At 66.6% G+C, this 18,373-nt stretch carries 18 protein-coding genes and 1 pseudogene; 8 read left to right on the forward strand and 11 right to left on the reverse strand.

The genetic code is table 11. The annotated features are described in order from the left end of the window. The 3 genes from Q8S38_RS13605 to xth all read left to right on the forward strand — a co-directional run. Window positions 1-141: DNA translocase FtsK (locus Q8S38_RS13605; protein WP_371125807.1), on the forward strand; the 141-nt coding region annotated here is incomplete at its 5' end. A 185-nt stretch (window positions 142-326) separates the two neighbouring features. After that, entirely contained in the window at window positions 327-1,154 is an 828-nt protein-coding gene (locus tag Q8S38_RS13610; RefSeq protein WP_305680970.1) for a LolA family protein, read from the forward strand. An 86-nt stretch (window positions 1,155-1,240) separates the two neighbouring features. Further along, on the forward strand, window positions 1,241-2,056 hold the full coding sequence (xth, locus tag Q8S38_RS13615; protein WP_305680971.1) for an exodeoxyribonuclease III: 816 nt from the start codon (window positions 1,241-1,243) through the stop codon (window positions 2,054-2,056). Between the two features lie 43 nt (window positions 2,057-2,099). Here the strand turns inward: xth and Q8S38_RS13620 are convergent, their stop codons facing one another. Continuing rightward, window positions 2,100-2,564 carry a cyclic nucleotide-binding domain-containing protein gene (locus tag Q8S38_RS13620; RefSeq protein ID WP_305680972.1) on the reverse strand — a complete coding sequence of 155 codons (465 nt, stop codon included), beginning with the start codon at window positions 2,562-2,564 and terminating at the stop codon, window positions 2,100-2,102. Between the two features lie 6 nt (window positions 2,565-2,570). After that, window positions 2,571-3,257 (reverse strand): response regulator transcription factor, encoded by a 687-nt coding sequence (locus tag Q8S38_RS13625; RefSeq protein ID WP_066733763.1) that lies wholly within the window; start codon window positions 3,255-3,257, stop codon window positions 2,571-2,573. A gap of 81 nt (window positions 3,258-3,338) precedes the next feature. On the opposite strand from Q8S38_RS13625, the gene Q8S38_RS13630 reads away from it, so the two are divergent. Both Q8S38_RS13630 and Q8S38_RS13635 read left to right on the forward strand, forming a co-directional pair. Continuing rightward, the gene (locus Q8S38_RS13630) at window positions 3,339-3,908 is read left to right on the forward strand and encodes a L,D-transpeptidase family protein (RefSeq protein WP_305680973.1); all 570 of its coding nucleotides are present in this window, start codon (window positions 3,339-3,341) and stop codon (window positions 3,906-3,908) included. A gap of 113 nt (window positions 3,909-4,021) precedes the next feature. Then, entirely contained in the window at window positions 4,022-4,399 is a 378-nt protein-coding gene (locus tag Q8S38_RS13635) for a glyoxalase superfamily protein (RefSeq protein ID WP_305680974.1), read from the forward strand. A 48-nt stretch (window positions 4,400-4,447) separates the two neighbouring features. Here Q8S38_RS13635 and Q8S38_RS13640 read toward each other — a convergent pair whose 3' ends face one another. Further along, window positions 4,448-5,113, reverse strand: coding sequence for a YggS family pyridoxal phosphate-dependent enzyme (locus Q8S38_RS13640; protein ID WP_305680975.1), 666 nt, complete (start codon window positions 5,111-5,113; stop codon window positions 4,448-4,450). Window positions 5,114-5,282: 169 nt separating this feature from the next. On the opposite strand from Q8S38_RS13640, the gene leuS reads away from it, so the two are divergent. The 3 genes from leuS to holA are packed head-to-tail and all read left to right on the forward strand — an operon-like array spanning window position 5,283 to window position 9,498. Next, on the forward strand, window positions 5,283-7,907 hold the full coding sequence (gene leuS / locus Q8S38_RS13645) for a leucine--tRNA ligase (protein ID WP_305680976.1): 2,625 nt from the start codon (window positions 5,283-5,285) through the stop codon (window positions 7,905-7,907). A gap of 40 nt (window positions 7,908-7,947) precedes the next feature. Beyond that, window positions 7,948-8,448 carry an LPS assembly lipoprotein LptE gene (lptE, locus tag Q8S38_RS13650; RefSeq protein WP_305680977.1) on the forward strand — a complete coding sequence of 167 codons (501 nt, stop codon included), beginning with the start codon at window positions 7,948-7,950 and terminating at the stop codon, window positions 8,446-8,448. Window positions 8,449-8,466: 18 nt separating this feature from the next. After that, window positions 8,467-9,498 carry a DNA polymerase III subunit delta gene (holA, locus tag Q8S38_RS13655; protein WP_305680978.1) on the forward strand — a complete coding sequence of 344 codons (1,032 nt, stop codon included), beginning with the start codon at window positions 8,467-8,469 and terminating at the stop codon, window positions 9,496-9,498. Between the two features lie 9 nt (window positions 9,499-9,507). Here holA and Q8S38_RS13660 read toward each other — a convergent pair whose 3' ends face one another. The 8 genes and pseudogenes from Q8S38_RS13660 to hemE all read right to left on the reverse strand — a co-directional run bounded on the left by Q8S38_RS13660 (window position 9,508) and on the right by hemE (window position 18,214). Continuing rightward, the gene (locus Q8S38_RS13660; protein WP_305680979.1) at window positions 9,508-10,386 is read right to left on the reverse strand and encodes a ParB/RepB/Spo0J family partition protein; all 879 of its coding nucleotides are present in this window, start codon (window positions 10,384-10,386) and stop codon (window positions 9,508-9,510) included. Between the two features lie 32 nt (window positions 10,387-10,418). Then, a complete protein-coding gene (locus tag Q8S38_RS13665; RefSeq protein WP_305680980.1) occupies window positions 10,419-11,249 on the reverse strand; it encodes a ParA family protein in 831 nt (276 codons plus the stop codon). Continuing rightward, window positions 11,246-11,893, reverse strand: a complete 648-nt coding sequence (rsmG, locus tag Q8S38_RS13670) for a 16S rRNA (guanine(527)-N(7))-methyltransferase RsmG (RefSeq protein WP_305680981.1) — start codon at window positions 11,891-11,893, stop codon at window positions 11,246-11,248. The genes Q8S38_RS13665 and rsmG overlap by 4 nt, the downstream gene beginning before the upstream one ends. A 3-nt stretch (window positions 11,894-11,896) precedes the next feature. Then, window positions 11,897-13,783, reverse strand: coding sequence for a tRNA uridine-5-carboxymethylaminomethyl(34) synthesis enzyme MnmG (gene mnmG, locus Q8S38_RS13675; RefSeq protein ID WP_305680982.1), 1,887 nt, complete (start codon window positions 13,781-13,783; stop codon window positions 11,897-11,899). A gap of 77 nt (window positions 13,784-13,860) precedes the next feature. Continuing rightward, window positions 13,861-15,111, reverse strand: coding sequence for a tRNA uridine-5-carboxymethylaminomethyl(34) synthesis GTPase MnmE (mnmE, locus tag Q8S38_RS13680; RefSeq protein ID WP_371125881.1), 1,251 nt, complete (start codon window positions 15,109-15,111; stop codon window positions 13,861-13,863). 124 nt (window positions 15,112-15,235) lie between these two features. After that, window positions 15,236-16,501, reverse strand: coding sequence for a transcription termination factor Rho (rho, locus tag Q8S38_RS13685; RefSeq protein WP_305680984.1), 1,266 nt, complete (start codon window positions 16,499-16,501; stop codon window positions 15,236-15,238). Window positions 16,502-16,719: 218 nt separating this feature from the next. Then, window positions 16,720-17,145, reverse strand: a pseudogene (hemJ, locus tag Q8S38_RS13690) (protoporphyrinogen oxidase HemJ); the annotation flags it as partial. 28 nt (window positions 17,146-17,173) lie between these two features. Beyond that, on the reverse strand, window positions 17,174-18,214 hold the full coding sequence (gene hemE / locus Q8S38_RS13695) for a uroporphyrinogen decarboxylase (RefSeq protein WP_305680986.1): 1,041 nt from the start codon (window positions 18,212-18,214) through the stop codon (window positions 17,174-17,176). Window positions 18,215-18,373: the final 159 nt, after the last annotated feature.

The following is an 18,373-nucleotide window of genomic DNA, read 5'->3' on the forward strand; positions in this document are numbered from 1 at the left end:
CGCCGCCTCCAGATCGGCTACAACCGCGCCGCCTCGATCATGGAGCGGATGGAGCACGAGGGCATCGTCGGCCCCGCCAACCACGCCGGCAAACGCGAAATCCTCGTCGAAACCGGCAGGGCACGGGAAGACGAGGACTGAAAGGGGGCTTGTCGCGGCGTCTGGCCCTTGTGGTTGCGCCTCCCGGTCCTCAAATTGCCATCAGGGCACTGCAACCTGACACATGACATTGCGTTAGGTGTTCAGCGGGGCTGAGGCCTGGCACGAAATGAACAGGTGTCGGGTCCGCTGGATGGGATCGGCGCGAAGGGGAGCAAGGCCTGCTGATGACATCGAATCCGACCCTCCGGGCCAAGGCTGCGATGCTGGCATGGCTCGGCTGCGTCGTGCTTCCGTCCTCGCTGATGGCCCAGCCGCTCCAGATCCTTCCGCCCAAACCGGCCGCCGCACGGCCCGCCGTGAGCCGACCCCTGCCGCTGCCGCCGATGCGGCCTCCGGGCCTCGGACTGCCGCGCGTATCGGAGGCCTCGTCCACCCAGGCGACAGGCGCAGCAGCCGTGATCGCCGCAACGGAGACCACGAGGGCCCCTGCCCCAGTTCGCGCCAAGGCCGGCGCGCCCGCGACGCAGGAGGAGGCCATCGAGCGGCTGAACGCCTATCTCAACAGCTTCTCGTCGCTGCAGGGCAATTTCATCCAGCACGCGGCCGATGGCCGCCGCCTCGAGGGCCGGATCTACATCCAGCGCCCCGGCAAAATGCGCTTCGAATATGCACCGCCGGCCACGATCGAGGTGATCGCGGACGGCACGTCGGTTGCGGTCCGCGACAAGCGGCTGGCGACCCAGGACATCTATTCGCTCGGCCAGACACCCCTCAAATTCCTGGTGCGCGAGCGCATGGACCTGGCCCGCGAGGGCACGATCACCGGCGCGGCCGTCGATGGCGACGTGCTGACGCTGCGCCTCGAGGACCGCTCGACGCTCGGCGGCACCTCGAAGATCGCGCTGAAATTCGATCTGGCGGCCAATGTGCTGCGGCAATGGGTCGTGATCGATCCTCAGGGCTACGAGACGACCGTCTCGCTCTACAATCTCGACACCCAGCGCCGGCCCGACGCCAAGAATTTCGTGATCGACTACCAGCGCAAGCTCTGAGGCTTGGCCGGAAGCCGTGTCAGGCGGCTTGCCTTTTGCGCGCCAGCGGATGAGTTTCCGGCACCCTTGTCGCCGGAACCGCGCCCTTGCAACTCACCGTCACCAGCTGGAACATCAACTCGGTCAGGCTTCGCATCGGCATGGTCACCGATTACCTGAGCCGCCATGCGCCCGATGTCCTGTGCCTGCAGGAAACCAAGACGCCTGACGAGCAGTTTCCGGGCAAGGCCTTCGAGAAGGCCGGCTATGTCCACCAGGCCTTCATCGGCCAGAAGGGCTATAACGGCGTCGCGATCGTCTCGAAGCTGCCCTTCGCCGCGAAGGACGCCATGGCGATGTGCGGCCGCAACGACGCCCGCCACATGACCGCGGTGCTGGGCGCCGGCGCCGGCGCGGCTGCCGGCATCGCGATCCACAATTTCTACATCCCCGCCGGCGGCGACATCCCCGATCCCGACAAGAACGAGAAGTTCGCCCACAAGCTCGCCTTCCTCGAGGCCATCGGCGCCTGGGGCGTCGCCCAGCGGCCGACCGACAGGCCGGCGATCCTGCTCGGTGACCTCAACATCGCGCCGTACGAACATGATGTCTGGAGCCACAAGCAGCTCCTCGACGTCGTCAGCCACACGCCGATCGAAACCACGACGCTGGAGAAGCTGCGCAGCGAACTCGGCTGGACGGACGCCGCGCGCACGCTGCGGCCCGAGCCGGAGAAGCTCTACAGCTGGTGGAGCTACCGCGCCGCCGACTGGGAAGCCTCCAACCGCGGCCGCCGGCTCGATCATATCTGGCTGTCGGATGCGCTGACGCCCGCGCTGCGCGACGTCACCTTCCTGCGCGAAGCCCGCGGCTGGGAACGACCGTCCGACCATGTCCCGGTGACGGTGACGCTGGCGCTCTGATCTGGTCTGAAGGGTGCCCTGGCGATTGCGGCCCGGTCGCACCTCAGGCGCGGTCGATCGCCGCCAGCGCGTCCTGAACGGCCGTCAGCTCGCCGACGAAGTTCCGCAGCCGCTCGCTGATCGCCGCCGCGACGGCTTGCGCGGAATCCGGCGATTCGGCCAGCACCCGCCGCATCACGCTGCGCGACAGCCGCATCACCTGGGTGGGCTCGCGCGCAATCGCAGTGACCGGGCGCGCCACCGCCGTGAACAGCGCGATTTCGCCGATCAGCCCGCCCGATCCGACGATCTCTTCGGCCGGCTGCCCATCCTCGCGGCTGTTGAGGGCGATTGCGCCGGAAACGACCAGCACCGCCCCGTCCGAGGGCTCGCCGACACGAAACAGCACATCTCCGGCGCGCAGGATGCGGCTCTCCGCCGCGAAGGCGACGAGCCTCAGCGCATCGCGCTCCATCAGGCTCAGCAGCGGCTGCCGGGCCAGCAGGGCAATGTCGTCGTCGAGCGCCATCGGGACTTAAGGGTTCAGCCGGTAGCCGCCGGCATCGGTGACGAGCAGCCGGGCGTTGCCCGGGTCCGGCTCGATCTTCTGGCGCAGCCGGTAGATATGGGTTTCGAGCGTATGCGTCGTCACCTGGCTGTTATAGCCCCAGACCTCCTGCAGCAGCACCTCGCGGGCGATCGGCTTGCGGCCGGCCCGGTAAAGGAAGCGCAGGATCGCGGTTTCCTTCTCGGTGAGCTTGGTCTTCGAGCCCTTCTCGCTGACCAGCAGCTTCGAGCCGGGGTGGAAGGTATAGGGACCGACCTGGAAGACCGCGTCCTCGCTGGCCTCGTATTGTCGCAGATGCGCACGGATGCGCGCCAGCAGCACGGCGAACTTGAAGGGCTTGACGACATAGTCGTTGGCGCCGGCCTCGAGCCCCAGAACCGTGTCGGCGTCCGAGCCCTGACCGGTGAGCATGATCACCGGGCTCTTGAAGCCGTTCTTGCGCATCAGCTTCACCGCCTCGCGGCCATCCATGTCGGGCAGGCCGACATCCATGATCGCGAGATCGATGCGCTCGGCCTGGACCGCCTTCACGGCGCCGGTCGCGGTGCCGGCGGTCGAGAGCTTGAATTCGTCATAGAGCGCGAGCTGCTCGGCGAGCGCGTCTCGCAGGGTCTGGTCGTCGTCGACCAGCAGGATATGATGCACGGCGGGCATGAAACATCGTTCGCACGAGAAATGGCAGTACACCATGAGCCGGCCCCACCGTGACCGCAAGTCACGCCCATTGGAATTCCCGTGAGAAACCGTGATCGAGACCCGCTGCGCCCGGCTTTCGAGCGCCCTCGCCGTCTGACGCGCTTGCGCGTCTTCGCCTCGGTCCGCGACCGTCGGAAGGGCTTTCTGATCGCTGGCGGGGCCGCCTTTCCCTGTGCGCTTGGCCGCGCGGGCATCGGGATGCTGAAACGCGAGGGCGACGGCCGGACACCCCGCGCCGATCTGCCGCTACGCAGTGTGCTCTTCCGGGCCGACCGCATCGGCCGCCCACTCAGCCTGCTGCCGCTGCGCATCATCGCCGCGCGCGACGCCTGGTGCGACGATGTCGCGGACCGCCGCTACAACCGCTTGATCGACCGCCCTCCGGGCGAGGCGGAGGAGCGGCTGACCCGCGACGACCACCTCTATGACGTCATCGTCGAATTGGGATGGAACGACGCACCGGTGATTCGCGGCCGCGGCAGCGCGATCTTCTGGCATCTCGCCCGCCCGGGCTTCACGCCCACGGCCGGCTGCGTCGCAGTCGAGCGTCACGTTTTTTCGAAGGTGCTGCCGCGGCTGGCGCGGCACTGCGTGATGCTGGTCAGATAGATCGGAGCGGATTATGGAGGTCGCGAGCACCGTCTCGATCCCCTCCAGGAGCCAGCCGACGGCCATGCGGGCACCGTCCCGCGCCCGTCGCGGTTTCCAAGCTCGAGACTGCCATGACCGACTCCCCCTCCGACACCCTCCGCTTCGGCCGGATCGCCGCGACCGTCGCCGTCGCCGACATGGCGCGCGCCTGCGACTTCTATGTCGGCGCAATAGGCTTCAGCAAAACCTTCGAGAACGGCGACCCCGTCGGTTTCGTCATCCTGAAGCGCGATGCAGGTGAACTGCATCTGACGCTGCAGCGAGACCACAGGCCGGCGCCGTTCGCCGTCGCTCACATGCTGGTCGAGGACATCGACGCCCTTCACGCGATTGTCCGGGCCCACGGCCTTCGCATCGTAAAGGGCCTGCGCGACAAGGACTACGGCCTGCGCGCCTTCGTCTTCGAGGATCCCGACGGCAACCGGATCGACGTCGGCGAGCGGATTTGACGCAAGCTCTCCTGCTCGGGCCAGCGCCCGGGCAGGAGGGCGCAGGCCCTACCCCCGCGCCCCGAAGATCGCGCTGCCGACGCGCACATGCGTTGCGCCGAGCTGGATCGCCGCCTCGTAATCGGCGCTCATGCCCATCGACAGGCCCCGCAGGCCGTGGCGGGCCGCGATCTTGGCCAGCAGGGCGAAATGCGGCGAGGGCGGATCCTCCGCCGGCGGAATGCACATCAGCCCCTCGATCACCAGGCCATGATGGACCCGGCAGGTTTCGAGGAAGGCGTCGATCTCGGCAGGGCTGACGCCGCCCTTCTGTGGCTCGTCGCCGGTGTTGACCTGCACATACAGCGTCGGCGCCCGGCCGCTGCGGCCGATCTCGCGGGCCAGCTCCTTGGCGAGGCTCTCGCGATCGAGCGAATGGATCGCATCGAACAGCTCGACCGCCTCCTTCGCCTTGTTGGACTGGAGCGGCCCGATCATGTGCACCTGCGCATCGGGAAACCGCGCTTTCAGCCCCGGCCACTTGGCCTTGGCCTCCTGGACGTAGTTTTCGCCGAAGACGCGCTGCCCTGCCTCCAAAACGGGAAGGATGACCTCCGCCGGCATCGTCTTGGACACCGCGATCAGCGTCACCGAATCGGGCTCGCGCTCGAAATCGCGCGCCGTGCGCGCAATCGCCGCCCGGATTTCCGCCAAACGCGTAACCGTATCGTTCATCTGCTGCCCTTCCAGACCCGGCACGGCGTTGACCGCGTCGCCTCAATGGTGTCCTAGAGCATGATGCCGAAAAGTGGGACCCGGTTTTCGGATACAATCATGCGCTAACTCTTGGACGAGAGCTGGCTCTCGTCTGGCACCTCCGATGATGCAAGAATAGCCCGCTGCCATGGCCGTCGAACGCTACAATCCCAAGGAATCCGAGCCGAAATGGCGCGCCGTCTGGGAGGAGCGCAAGCTCTTCGAAACCAGCAACGACGACCCGCGGCCGAGCTACTACGTCCTCGAGATGTTTCCCTACCCGTCGGGACGCATCCATATGGGCCATGTCCGCAATTACGCGATGGGCGACGTCGTGGCGCGCTACAAGCGGGCCAAGGGCTTCGCCGTGCTGCACCCGATGGGCTGGGACGCCTTCGGCCTGCCCGCCGAGAACGCCGCCAAGCAGAAGAAGGTCCATCCGCGGGAATGGACCTACGCCAATATCGCGGCGATGCGGACGCAGTTGCAGTCGATGGGCCTCTCGCTGGACTGGAGCCGCGAGCTCGCGACCTGCGACCCGTCCTATTATCGCCACCAGCAGAAGATGTTCCTCGACTTCCTGAAGGCCGGGCTGGTCGATCGCAAGACCGCGAAGGTCAACTGGGACCCGGTCGATGAGACCGTGCTCGCCAACGAGCAGGTCATCGACGGCAAAGGCTGGCGCTCTGGCGCGCCGGTCGAGATCCGCGAGCTGACGCAGTGGTTCTTCAAGATCACCGCCTTCGGCCAGGAGCTGCATGACGCGCTGGAGGGCCTGACCCGCTGGCCCGACAAGGTCCGCCTGATGCAGAAGAACTGGATCGGCCGCTCGGAAGGGCTGCTGGTTCGTTTCGCTCTCGAATCGAAGGCGGTCGAGGCCGACGAGATCGAGGTCTACACGACCCGCCCCGATACCCTGTTCGGAGCGAAGTTTCTCGGCATCGCCCCCGATCACCCGGTCGCCCGAATGGTTGCCGCGCGCAGCCCCGCCCTGCAGGCCTTCATCGAGGAGTGCAAGCGCACCGGCACGGCCCAGGAGAACATCGACAAGGCCGAGAAGCTCGGCTTCGATACCGGCCTGCGCGTCGCCCATCCGCTTGATCCGTCATGGACCTTGCCGGTCTACGTCGCCAACTTCATCCTGATGGAATACGGCACGGGCGCGATCTTCGGCTGCCCCGCCCATGACCAGCGCGACCTCGACTTCGTCAACAAATATGGCCTCGGCAACACCCCCGTCGTCGCCCCCGAGGGCGTCGATCCGGCGAGCTTCGTGATCACCGACACCGCCTATGTCGACGACGGCCGGATGATCAATTCGCGCTTCCTCGATGGCTTGACCATTTCGGAAGCGAAAGAAGAGGTGGCCCGCCGGCTCGAGAGCGAGATCCGCGGCGACCGTCCGGTCGGCGCCCGCAAGGTCAACTTCCGTCTGCGGGACTGGGGCGTCTCGCGCCAGCGCTATTGGGGCTGCCCGATCCCGGTGATCCACTGCGCCGAATGCGGAACGGTGCCGGTGCCCGATTCCGACCTGCCGGTGCAGCTGCCCGACGACGTCTCCTTCGACAAGCCGGGCAACCCGCTCGATCACCATCCGAGCTGGAAGCATGTCGCCTGCCCGCAATGTGGCGGCGCGGCGCGGCGCGAGACCGACACGATGGACACCTTCGTCGATTCCTCCTGGTATTTCGCCCGCTTCACAGATCCCTGGCGGACGGAGAGCCCGACGAACCGCGCCGTCGTCGATCGCTTCCTGCCGGTCGACCAGTATATCGGCGGCGTCGAGCACGCGATCCTGCACCTGCTCTATTCGCGCTTCTTCACGCGCGCCATGAAGGCGACCGGCCATGCCGGCCTCGACGAGCCCTTCGCCGGCATGTTCACGCAGGGCATGGTCGTCCACGAGACCTATCGCGACGCCGACGGCAACTGGGTCGAGCCCGGCGATGTCCGCATCGAGGGCGCTGGTGCCGAGCGCAAGGGTTTCCATGTCGACACGGCCGCTCCGATCGAGATCGGCGCGATCGAGAAGATGTCGAAGTCGAAGAAGAACGTCGTCGATCCCGACGACATCATCGCCTCCTACGGCGCCGACACCGCACGCTGGTTCATGCTCTCGGATTCCCCGCCCGATCGCGACGTGATCTGGACCGACGAGGGTGTCCAGGGCGCCGCCCGTTTCGTCCAGCGCTTCTGGCGCCTGCTCGGGGAGATCGCCGAGCGCACGGGCAACACCGCCCCTCGGCCCGCATCCCTGGGTGAGCCCGCGGAGACCCTGCGCAAGGCCAGCCACAGGGCTCTGGACGCCGTTGGCAACGATATCGAGCGGCTCGGCTTCAACCGCTGCATCGCCCATGTCTACACGCTCACCAACGCGATCGGGAAAGCGCTCGACGCGGCAGCAGAGAACGCGGCTCTGGCACCCGACATCGCCTTTGCGCTGCATGAGGCCGGCGTCATCGCGACCCAACTCGTCGCGCCGATGATGCCCCATCTCGCCGAGGAATGCTGGCAGGCGCTCGGCCAGCCGGGCCTCGTCGGCGAGGCCTCATGGCCCGAGGCAGAAGCGGCCTTGCTGAGGGATGACAGCCTGACGCTGCCGGTCCAGGTCAACGGCAAGAAGCGCGCGGAGGTGACCGTGCCGGCCGATGCGGATACGATCGCCGTCGAAGCGCTGGTCAGGGCGTCCGACGTCGTCACCAAGGCGCTGGATGGCCGCGAGATCCGCAAGATCATCGTCGTTCCCGGGAGAATCGTGAATGTCGTCGTTTGAAACCGGACATCGCGCCACAGCACGCCCGGCCGGCCGGCTGATGCTGGCGGCCGCGCTGCTTGCCGCCGCGATGGCGGGCGGCTGCTTTCAGCCGCTCTATGCGGAGAACACCCGCAGCGTTACCGGCGGGAGCATCAAGGACACCCTGAAAGAGGTCGAGGTCCCCGAGATCAAGGGATTGATCGGCCATTACCTGCGCAATGAGCTGGTCTTCGAGCTGGATGGCGGCAATGAGCCGGATCGCTCCCGGCGGCTGAAGTTCAACGCCAGCATTGCCGAATCCATCGAGGTCGTGACGGTCGATTACGCCAATGGTCGCGCGGATTCGGCGATTCTCGTGGCCACGGCGACCTGGACTCTGACCGAGAACGGCACCGGCAAGGTCGTGTCGCAGGGCACCAACATCGTTCGGGCGCCTTATGAACGGTCGTCGCAGCGCTTTGCCACGGTCCGTGCGGCGCGCGACGCACAGGTTCGCGCCGCCAAGAACCTCGCGACCCTGATTCGCGGGCAGATGGCCGCCGATCTCGTCGCCGGCTGAGCGGGGCCGGGCGCGACGATGGTCGCCATCAAGGCGCATGAGGCCGATCGCGCGCTGGCCAGGCTCGACCCCGCCTGTCGTCTCGTCCTGATCTACGGACCCGATGCGGGCCTCGTTTCCGAGCGCGCCACGGCGCTGGCCCGCGCCCATGTCGACGACCCCACCGACGCCTTTCAGCTCGTCCGGATGAGCGGCGACGACATCGCCTCCGACCCGCTCAAGCTCGTCGACGAGGCCAACACGATCGGGCTCTTCGGCGGGCGCCGGGCGATCCGCGTTTCGGCCACCTCCAAACCGCTGCTGGCGGCCGTCGAACCGCTGCTGGCGACGCCGTCCAAGGACGCCATCGTGATCGTCGAGGCTGGCGATCTCCAGCGCACCAACCCCCTCAGGACCGCCTGCGAGCGCGCCCGGACGGCGCTCGTCGTGCCCTGCTACGGCGATGCCGCCCGCGACCTCGGCGGCATCATCGACGAGATGGTGCGCGCCGCCGGAAAGACGATCGACCGCGGCAGCCGCGACCACCTCGCCAGCCTGCTCGGCGGCGATCGGCAGACGTCGCGGCGCGAGATCGAGAAGCTGCTCCTCTATGTCGGCAGCGAGCCGTCCGTCGCCCTGGCCCATATCGATGCGGTCGTCGGCGACACCGCCCAGCGCGAGCAGGCGATGCTGATCGACGCGGTATTCTCAGGGAAACTGCCGGCTCTCGATCTCGCCCAGGCCAAACTCGCCGGCGAGGGTCTCGACGCCGGCGTCATGCTGGGCGCGGTGCTGCGCCATACTCTGGCAATGCTCAAGGCCCGCCAGGGCGTCGATGCCGGCCGTAGCGCCCGGGACATGGTCGCGGCGATGCGCCTGCCCTATCCGCGCATCGCGGCGACCGAAGCCGCGCTTGCGAACTGGACGACGCCGAAGCTGATGGAAGCCATCACCCTGCTGGGCAGCGCTACGCTGGCCGCCCGGCGCGACGGTGAGATTGGCAAGGCTGGCGCCACGCGCGTGCTCTGGACGCTGGCGCGCCTCGGCCGCACCGCCGCTCGCGGCGAATAGCGCCGATCCTCAATCTTTGAGGCGGCGGCAGAGCGCGTCGAGCTGCTCCAGCGTCTTGTAGCTGATCTTGACCTCGCCGCTGCCATTGGCACGGTGGCCGATCGACACCGACAGCCCCAGCGCCTCCTCCAGCGCCTTCTCGACGGCGCGGGTATCTGGGTCCTTCTCGGCCCTGGGCTTCGAAACCACGCCCTTGGTCTCGCCGCGCGACTCGTCCTGCACGATCCGCTCGATGTCGCGGACGCTCAAGCCCTCGTCGACGATCTTCCGGGCCATGAATTCCGGGTCCGAAACGGACAGCAGCGCACGGGCATGGCCGGCCGATACGGAGCCCTCGCTGACCATCCGCCGGACGGATTCAGGCAGTTTCGACAGACGCAGCGTGTTGGCGACATGGCTGCGGCTCTTGCCGATCACCCGCGCCAGATCGTTTTGCGTATAGTTGAACTCGGCGATCAGCTGCTCATAGCCGGCGGCTTCCTCGATCGCGTTGAGATCGGTGCGCTGGACGTTCTCGACGATGGCGATTTCGAGCGCCTCGCGGTCGTCGGCCTCGACCAGGATGACTGGGACGTCATGCAGCCCAGCCCGCTGGGCCGCCCGCCAGCGGCGTTCGCCGGCGATGATCTCATAGGCGTCGAGCATGCCGACGATCGCCCTGACGATGATCGGCTGAAGAATGCCGCGCTCGCGGACCGAAGCCGTCAGCTCCTCGAGATCGCTCTCGACGAAGCTGCGGCGCGGATTGCGCGCGCTCGGCCGCAGGAACTCGACCGGGACGCGACGCTGTCCACGGGCACGCTCCAGCGCACCGATTTCCTCGCCGACATCGCCGATCAGCGCTGCCAGCCCACGGCCCAGGCGTGACCGCCCCTGTTCTTCGGCCATTGCCATCCCCGTCACCCTCTACGCAAATTCGCTCAGGCCGCGGCGCGCAGCGCGCGCTCGCGGCGGATCACTTCGGACGCAAGTTTCAGATAGGCCTGCGAGCCCGAGCAGCGCAGATCATAGAGCAGCACCGGCTTTCCGTAGGACGGCGCCTCGGAAACCCGGACATTGCGCGGAATCACCGTGTCGTAGACCTTGTCGCCGAGGAATTCGCGCACATCCGCCATCACCTGGCCGGACAGGTTGTTGCGCGGGTCATACATCGTCAGCACCACGCCCTGGATGATGAGGCGCGGATTGAGCCCCGCACGCACCTGCTCCACCGTCTTCAGCAGCTGGCTCAGGCCCTCCAGCGCGAAGAATTCGCACTGCAAGGGAACGAGCACCGCATCCGCCGCCGTCATCGCGTTGATCGTGATCAGGCTGAGTGAGGGCGGGCAATCGATCAGCACATAGGTCAGGTCGCAGCAGCGCTGGTCGTAGACCAACTCGTCGATCGCATTCTTCAAGCGATGCGTCCGGTCTTTCGAGGACGCCATCTCCAATTCGACGCCCAGCAGGTCCAGAGTCGAGGGCGCCAGGAACAATCCGGGAACGGCGGTCTCCTGCATGGCCTGGCCGAGGCCGACATCGCCGCAGAGCACGTCATAGGTGGAGGATTTGCGGCTGCGGCGATCGACACCCAGCCCCGTCGAGGCGTTGCCCTGCGGATCGAGATCGACGATCAGCACCTTCTCGCCGATCGCGGCCAGCGCCGTACCGAGATTGATCGCGGTCGTCGTCTTGCCGACACCGCCCTTTTGGTTCGCGAGCGCCAGCACGCGCGGGCGGCGCGGCAGGGAAATCGGGGTCAGATCGGTCATTGATCGGCCTGTTTCTCGGCCGCGCGAACCACCAGGATCCGGGCGGCGCCATCCGTGACGGAGGAAACCGTTGAGGCCTGAATCTTCCAATATCTGGACGAGTCCGTCAATTCCGCATCTAGATGTTGTCCCTTGGGAAAGAGCCCGAGCGTGCCGGTTCTCAACAGGTCTTTGCACCAGTCGATCAGTTGGGGCAGGGGCGCCAGCGCGCGCGCCGTCACCACATCGACCCGACCGACGAACTCGCCGACGACGTCCTCGATGCGGGCAGCATGGACGGTGACCGGCGCGCCCGTCAGCCGCGCCGCATGCCGCAGAAAGGCGCATTTGCGGCTGTTGCTTTCGACGAGGTGGATATGGCCTCCAGCCCGCTCAGCCAGGCAGATCCCGATGACGAGCCCCGGAAAACCGCCTCCCGACCCCAGATCGAGCCATTTGAGGGCGTCAGGAGCCAGCCCATAGATCTGCAGGGAATCGGCGATATGACGCGTCCACACCTCCGCCAACGTCGCGCCGGATACGAGGTTTTTGGCCGCCTGCCATCGCCCCAGCTCTGAGACGAGCAGGGCCAGGCGCTCCTCTGTTTCACGTGAAACAGGCGTCAAGCGCAAAGCGCGCGCACGGTCGGAATTATCAACAGTCATGAGTCACTGTGCCGCAGCCACGCGAGACCGGCCCCGCCTCGCATGAGCCGCAAGCAGGGTCAGCGCCGCCGGCGTCATGCCTTCGATCCGGCCGGCCTGCGCCAGATCAGCCGGACGTTCGCTGGCGAGCTTGGCCTTGAGCTCGTTCGACAGGCCGGAGATGCCCTCGAGATCCAGATCATCGGGCACTTTCAGCGCCTGGTCGCGCTGATAGGCTGCAATCTCCGTCGACTGACGCTCGAGGTACACCGAATAGACCGCATCGGCCGTGACCCGGGCGATGACGGCAGGCGGGAAGGCGGCCAGCTCCGGCCAGACCCTTGCGAGCTGTTCGAAGCCGATATCGGGATAGGACAGGATCTGGTAGGCGCTGCGCCGCACCCCGTCGCGATTGACCTGCAGGCCCACAGCATCCGCTTGCTGTGGCGTGACCGACAAGGTCTGCAGATGCGAGGTCAACGCCACAATCGATGCATTGCGGTCCGCAAAGACCGCGAGCCTGCCCTTGCCCACGAGGCCGAGCGCTGCGCCCCACATCGTCAGCCGCTCATCGGCGTTGTCGACGCGCAGCGACAGACGGAACTCGGCCCGTGACGTGAACATTCGATACGGCTCCGTAACGCCGCGTGTCACGAGGTCATCGACCATGACGCCCAGATAGGACGACGTCCGCTCCAGCACGACCGGCGCGGCGCCGCCGGCCAGCCGGGCGGCATTGAGACCGGCCAGCAAGCCCTGGGCAGCGGCCTCTTCATAGCCCGTGGTACCATTGATCTGACCAGCCAGGAACAACCCGGCGATGGCGCGCGTCTCCAGCGTGTTCCGCAAAGCCCGCGGATCGACGAAGTCGTATTCGATGGCATAGCCGGGCCGCAGCATCGCGGCGTGCTCGAGCCCAGGGATCGTCGCCAGCAGATCGCGCTGTACATCCTCCGGCAGCGAGGTCGAGATCCCGTTAGGATAGACCGTATCGTCGTCGAGGCCTTCCGGCTCCAGGAAGATCTGATGGCCGTCGCGGTCGCCGAAGCGGCCGACCTTGTCCTCGATTGACGGGCAATAGCGCGGGCCGCGCCCTTCGATCTGGCCGGAGAACATCGGCGCCCGATGTAGATTGGCGCGGATCACCTCATGGGTCGCCAGCGTCGTGCGCGTGATGCCGCAGGAGATCTGGGGTATGGTGATCGCGGTCGTCAGTGCCGAGAACGGCTCTGGAGGGTCATCGCCGGCCTGCATCTCGAGCGCCGCCCAGTCGATCGTGCGGCCATCCAGCCGAGGCGGCGTGCCCGTCTTCAGCCGTCCCAGCGGAAAACCGTGCCGCGCCAACGTCGCCGACAGCCCCAGCGACGGCGCCTCGTCAACGCGGCCGGCCGGAATCTGGGTCTCGCCGATATGGATCAGCCCGCGCAGGAACGTGCCCGTCGTCAGCACGACCGTTCCGGTGGCGAATCGACGACCATCCGCCAGGATCACGGCCTTGACCCGGCCGTCCTGGACATCGAGGTCGAAGACCTCGCCTGCCACGATCGCGAGGTTCCCCTGTTCCGCCAGCAGATCCTGCACCGCCTGCCGATACAGCTTGCGATCGGCCTGGGCGCGCGGGCCGCGAACAGCGGGCCCCTTGCGGCGGTTGAGCATGCGAAACTGGATGCCCGCACGGTCGGCGGCGCGCGCCATGATCCCGTCGAGCGCGTCGATCTCGCGCACGAGATGGCCTTTGCCCAGGCCACCGATCGCCGGGTTGCACGACATCACCCCGATGGTCTCGATCCTGTGGGTGACGAGGGCCGTCCGCGCACCGCAGCGGGCCGCAGCCGCCGCCGCCTCGACGCCGGCATGGCCGCCGCCGACGACGATGACGTCATAGGCGTGTTCTTCGGGGTTCTGAACCATGCCTGATCGCTAGCGAAGCGATGTCCGGGGGTCAATCCTGATCGGAGGCGACCGCCGTTGCGGGCGCGGCCGGCCACTTATTTGCCGATGCAGAATCCGGCGAACAGCTGGTCCAGCACGTCTTCGACATCGATCCGCCCCAGCAGCCGCTCCAGTGCAAGCACGGCCAGCCGCAGATCCTCGGCCAGGAGCTCCGCCTGGCCATGGCGCGCATCGAGCGCCCGCTGCAGCGCCAGGATGGAATCGGAGACGGCCGCCCGGTGCCGCTCACGCGTCAGCAGCGCCGGCTCCGTAGCACCCAACCCCGCGAGCCGTTCCGCAAGCATCGACAAGAGCGACTCGATACCCGCCCCGGTATGGACCGAGATCGCCAGTTCGCCGGGCCTGACAGCGCCATCGAGATCGGCTTTCGTAGCCAGCGCCAGCGACGAGACTTGATCGTGGAGTCGATCCGGCTCCGAATCGACCGCGCGCAGGCTCAAAACCAGATCGGCCTTGTCGGCCAAGGCCCGTGCCCGACGCACACCCTCCGCTTCGATGGGATCGCTGCTGTCGCGCAGCCCAGCGGTGTCGATCAGCGTCACCGGCAGGCCTGCGAGGTCGAGCCTGACCTCGATGGCGTCGCGCGTCGTGCCCGCCACCGGCGACACGATCGCGACATCGCGGCGCGCCAGCGCGTTGAGCAGGCTCGACTTGCCGGCATTGGGCGGACCCGCCAGGACGACCACAAAACCCTCTCGGATCCGTTCGCCGCGCTCGAAACTGCCGCGCGCGGCGTACAACTCCGCCAGGACGTTAGCGACGCCCGCCATGGCCTGCTCGATCAACGGTCCGGAGACATCGCCCTCATCGGAAAAATCGATCTCGGCCGCGAGCAGGGCCATCGCGTCGATCAACGGCCGGCGCCAACCGGCGACGGAGGCGCCCAGCGCACCCTCCATCTGCCGCAAGGCCTGGCGGCGCTGCCATTCCGTTTCCGAATCGATCAGATCGGCCAGGCCTTCGACGGCCGCCAGATCGAGCTTGCCGGCCTCGAAGGCTCGGCGGGTGAATTCGCCGGGTTCGGCGAGACGGATCCCGGGGAGGGCGCAGAGCACCTGAATCAGCTTCGCCAGCACGGCGCGCGCGCCGTGAACGTGGAATTCTGCGACATCCTCGCCGGTGAAGCTGGCGGGCCCGGGGAAGAACAGCACCAGGGCCTGGTCGATGACGCCGCCAGCGTCGTCGCGCAGCGCGCGCAGAACCGCGCGCCGGGGCTCGGGGAGGTGTCCCGCGACCGTTTCGAGCGCGAATCGAACCTGTGATCCCGACAGCCGGACAAGAGACACACCCGCTCGCCCTGGCGCGGAGGACAAGGCCGCGATCGTGGGGAGGGCGTCGCTGGCGCTCAAGGGCTTAAACCCGCTGGTTCGTCACGGCGCCGAATCGAACGGCTCGCGCACCGGCGCCAGATCAGGTGTTCATCGAGTCGAAGAAATCGGCGTTCTGTTTGGTCTGGCGCAGCTTGTCCATCAGGAACTCGATCGCGTCCTGCGGGCCCATCGGGTTAAGGATGCGGCGCAGCACATAGGTCTTGGCGAGCACATCCTTCGGCGTGATGAGCTCTTCCTTGCGCGTGCCCGACTTGAGGATGTCGATGGCCGGGAAGATGCGCTTGTCCGAGACCTTGCGGTCCAGGATGATCTCGCAGTTGCCGGTGCCCTTGAACTCCTCGAAGATCACCTCGTCCATGCGGCTGCCGGTATCGATCAGTGCCGTGGCGACGATCGTCAGCGAGCCGCCCTCCTCGATGTTGCGCGCGGCGCCGAAGAAGCGCTTGGGGCGCTGCAGCGCATTGGCGTCGACACCACCGGTCAGCACTTTGCCGGACGACGGCACGACCGTGTTGTAGGCACGGCCCAGACGCGTAATCGAATCGAGCAGAATGACGACGTCGCGGCCATGCTCGACAAGGCGCTTGGCCTTCTCGATCACCATCTCCGCCACCTGGACGTGACGCGTGGCCGGTTCGTCGAAGGTCGAGGACACGACCTCGCCCTTCACCGAACGCTGCATGTCGGTGACCTCTTCAGGCCGCTCGTCGATGAGCAGCACGATGAGATAGCATTCCGGATGGTTGGTCGTGATCGACTGCGCGATGTTCTGCAGCAGCACGGTCTTGCCGGTACGAGGCGGCGCCACGATCAGCGCGCGCTGGCCCTTGCCGATCGGCGCGACGATGTCGATGACCCGCGCCGAGAAATCCTTCTTGGTCGGCTCGCTGACCTCGAGACGGAGCCGTTCGTCGGGATAAAGCGGCGTGAGGTTGTCGAAGTTGATCTTGTGCTTGATCTTCTCGGGGTCTTCGAAATTGATCGTGCTGACCTTGAGCAGCGCGAAGTAGCGCTCGCCGTCCTTGGGTCCGCGGATCGGTCCCTCGACCGTGTCGCCGGTGCGCAGGCCGAATTTCCGGATCTGCGTCGGCGAGACATAGATGTCGTCGGGGCCCGGAAGATAGTTCGAATCGGGCGAGCGCAGGAAGCCGAAGCCATCGGGCAGCACCTCGACCACGCCCTCGCCGAGGATCTCGGTGTCCTTCGCCGCAAGCTGCTTCAGGATCGCGAACATCAGCTCCTGCTTGCGCATCGTGCTGGCGTTCTCGACCTCGAGGCCCTCGGAAAAGGCGAGAAGTTCGGTCGGTGACTTGACCTTGAGGTCTTGGAGCTTGATTTCCCGCATGGGGCACCCGGATCGTAAAATGTCACGGCGCAGAAGGCCGGGAGCAGGACGGCAAGGGAAGGTTCGACAGGCCCGGACGGACGGCGCGGAGATTGCGCGCCACGAGCGGCTGCAGGGGCAGTCGGCTCACGAACCATCGACAACAGGGAGAACGCTGGAGAAGCGCTAGCCCTGATAACCGGAATCGCAGTTCCGCTCAAGCGGCAAACGACAGATCGTCAGAACGGCTTCACGACGACCAGAATGACGATGCCCACCAGCAGCAGGGCCGGCACTTCGTTGATGACGCGGTAGAAGCGTCCCGACTTGTCGTTGCGGTCTTCGGCGAAGCGGCGGACCCGGCCAGCCAGATAGCCATGGATGCCCGACAGCAGCACGACCAGAAGGATCTTGCCGTGCAGCCAGCCGCCACGGAACCCGAAGGCGTCCCAGGCGAGATAAAGCCCCAGCACCCAGGTCACGATCATCGCGGGGTTCATGATCCCCTTGAGCAGCCGCCGCTCCATGATCTTGAAGGTCTCGGACTGGACCGAGCCCGGCGCCGCATCGACATGGTAGACCATCAGCCGGGGCAGATAGAGCATGCCGGCCATCCAGGAGACCACCGCCAGGATATGGACGGCCTTGATCCATTCATACATCGCGCTGGCGCTCCGAAGTCTGGGCTCTTGATCAGGACCGCACGGCAGCCAGCAGACGCTCGACATGGGCAATGGGCGTATCCGGCAGGATGCCGTGCCCCAGATTGAAAACGTAAGGCCCCGCCCCGAAGGCCTCGCGCACGGCTGCGATCTCGCGTTCGAGTTCGGGGCCACCGGCGCGCAGGATCAGCGGGTCGAGATTGCCCTGCACCGGCACGAGCGACTGGATCTCGTCCCTCGCGAAGGCCCGGTCGATCTCCGATTCGAGGCCTACGGCATCGACACCGGTACCCCTGACATAGTCCGGGATGAACGTGCCCGCGCCACGCGGGAAACCGATGATCCGGGCCTGCGGGTGCCGTGCGCGAACGCCGTCCACGATCCGCTTGGTCGGCGCGATACACCAGCGCTCGAAATCCTCGCGGCCAAGCGATCCCGCCCAGCTGTCGAAAATCTGGACAGCATCGACACCGGCATCGAGCTGCGCGCAGAGATAATCGATCGAGGTCGCGACGATGCGGTCGATGATCTGCTGGAACAGCGCCGGGTCCTGCGCAAACAGCGCCTTGGCCGGGCCCTGGTCCGGCGTGCCCCGGCCCGCAACCATGTAGGTCGCGACCGTCCAGGGCGCGCCGCAGAAACCGATGAAGGCCGTTTCCCTGGGCAGTGACGCCTTGACCCGACGGACGGTTTCGATGACCGGATCGAGCACGCCGATGCCGGCCTGCGCATCGATCTCGGCCAGCCTTGCTGCGTCTGCGACCGGCTCGAGTCGCGGTCCTTCGCCCTCGACGAACCAGAGCTTCTGGCCCAAAGCCTGCGGGACGACGAGGATATCGGAAAACAGGATGGCGGCATCAAAGCCGAAGCGCCGGATCGGCTGCAAAGTCACCTCGGCTGCCCACTCCGGATTGTAGCACAGCCCGAGGAAGCTTCCGGCCTTCGCCCGCAGCTCGCGGTATTCGGGCAGATAGCGTCCCGCCTGCCGCATCATCCAGATCGGTGGCGTTGCGAGCACTTCCCCTGACAGTGCGCGCAGAAAGGCAGGTTCGTCATGCGTCGTGGTGTTCATCGCCAATCCATCCCTATCTCTCTTAAATAGGATTCTAGAGAGAGAATCTTCTTTTTCTTCTTCTGGTGGGGGGCAGATAGCCCGCCGCAAATCGATCCACAATCTGTCCACAGGCATGGGGGATGGCAATGCGGTTCGCGTCGTGCCCGATGCGAGGGG

Origin of the sequence: Allobosea sp., from assembly GCF_030695125.1 — a bacterium.
Lineage (GTDB): Bacteria > Pseudomonadota > Alphaproteobacteria > Rhizobiales > Beijerinckiaceae > Allobosea.

Bases quoted from the DNA above. Each gene is read 5' to 3' on its own strand.
- Q8S38_RS13610 (WP_305680970.1), top strand. From the start codon at position 327: ATGACATCGAATCCGACCCTCCGGGCCAAGGCTGCGATGCTGGCATGG.
- rsmG (WP_305680981.1), bottom strand. From the start codon at position 11,893: ATGACTGTTGATAATTCCGACCGTGCGCGCGCTTTGCGCTTGACGCCT.
- Q8S38_RS13625 (WP_066733763.1), bottom strand. From the start codon at position 3,257: ATGCCCGCCGTGCATCATATCCTGCTGGTCGACGACGACCAGACCCTG.
- Q8S38_RS13635 (WP_305680974.1), top strand. From the start codon at position 4,022: ATGACCGACTCCCCCTCCGACACCCTCCGCTTCGGCCGGATCGCCGCG.
- rho (WP_305680984.1), bottom strand. From the start codon at position 16,501: ATGCGGGAAATCAAGCTCCAAGACCTCAAGGTCAAGTCACCGACCGAA.
- mnmG (WP_305680982.1), bottom strand. From the start codon at position 13,783: ATGGTTCAGAACCCCGAAGAACACGCCTATGACGTCATCGTCGTCGGC.
- hemE (WP_305680986.1), bottom strand. From the start codon at position 18,214: ATGAACACCACGACGCATGACGAACCTGCCTTTCTGCGCGCACTGTCA.
- lptE (WP_305680977.1), top strand. From the start codon at position 7,948: ATGCTGGCGGCCGCGCTGCTTGCCGCCGCGATGGCGGGCGGCTGCTTT.
- Q8S38_RS13640 (WP_305680975.1), bottom strand. From the start codon at position 5,113: ATGAACGATACGGTTACGCGTTTGGCGGAAATCCGGGCGGCGATTGCG.
- Q8S38_RS13665 (WP_305680980.1), bottom strand. From the start codon at position 11,249: ATGACCGATCTGACCCCGATTTCCCTGCCGCGCCGCCCGCGCGTGCTG.
- leuS (WP_305680976.1), top strand. From the start codon at position 5,283: ATGGCCGTCGAACGCTACAATCCCAAGGAATCCGAGCCGAAATGGCGC.
- holA (WP_305680978.1), top strand. From the start codon at position 8,467: ATGGTCGCCATCAAGGCGCATGAGGCCGATCGCGCGCTGGCCAGGCTC.
- Q8S38_RS13660 (WP_305680979.1), bottom strand. From the start codon at position 10,386: ATGGCCGAAGAACAGGGGCGGTCACGCCTGGGCCGTGGGCTGGCAGCG.
- Q8S38_RS13620 (WP_305680972.1), bottom strand. From the start codon at position 2,564: ATGGCGCTCGACGACGACATTGCCCTGCTGGCCCGGCAGCCGCTGCTG.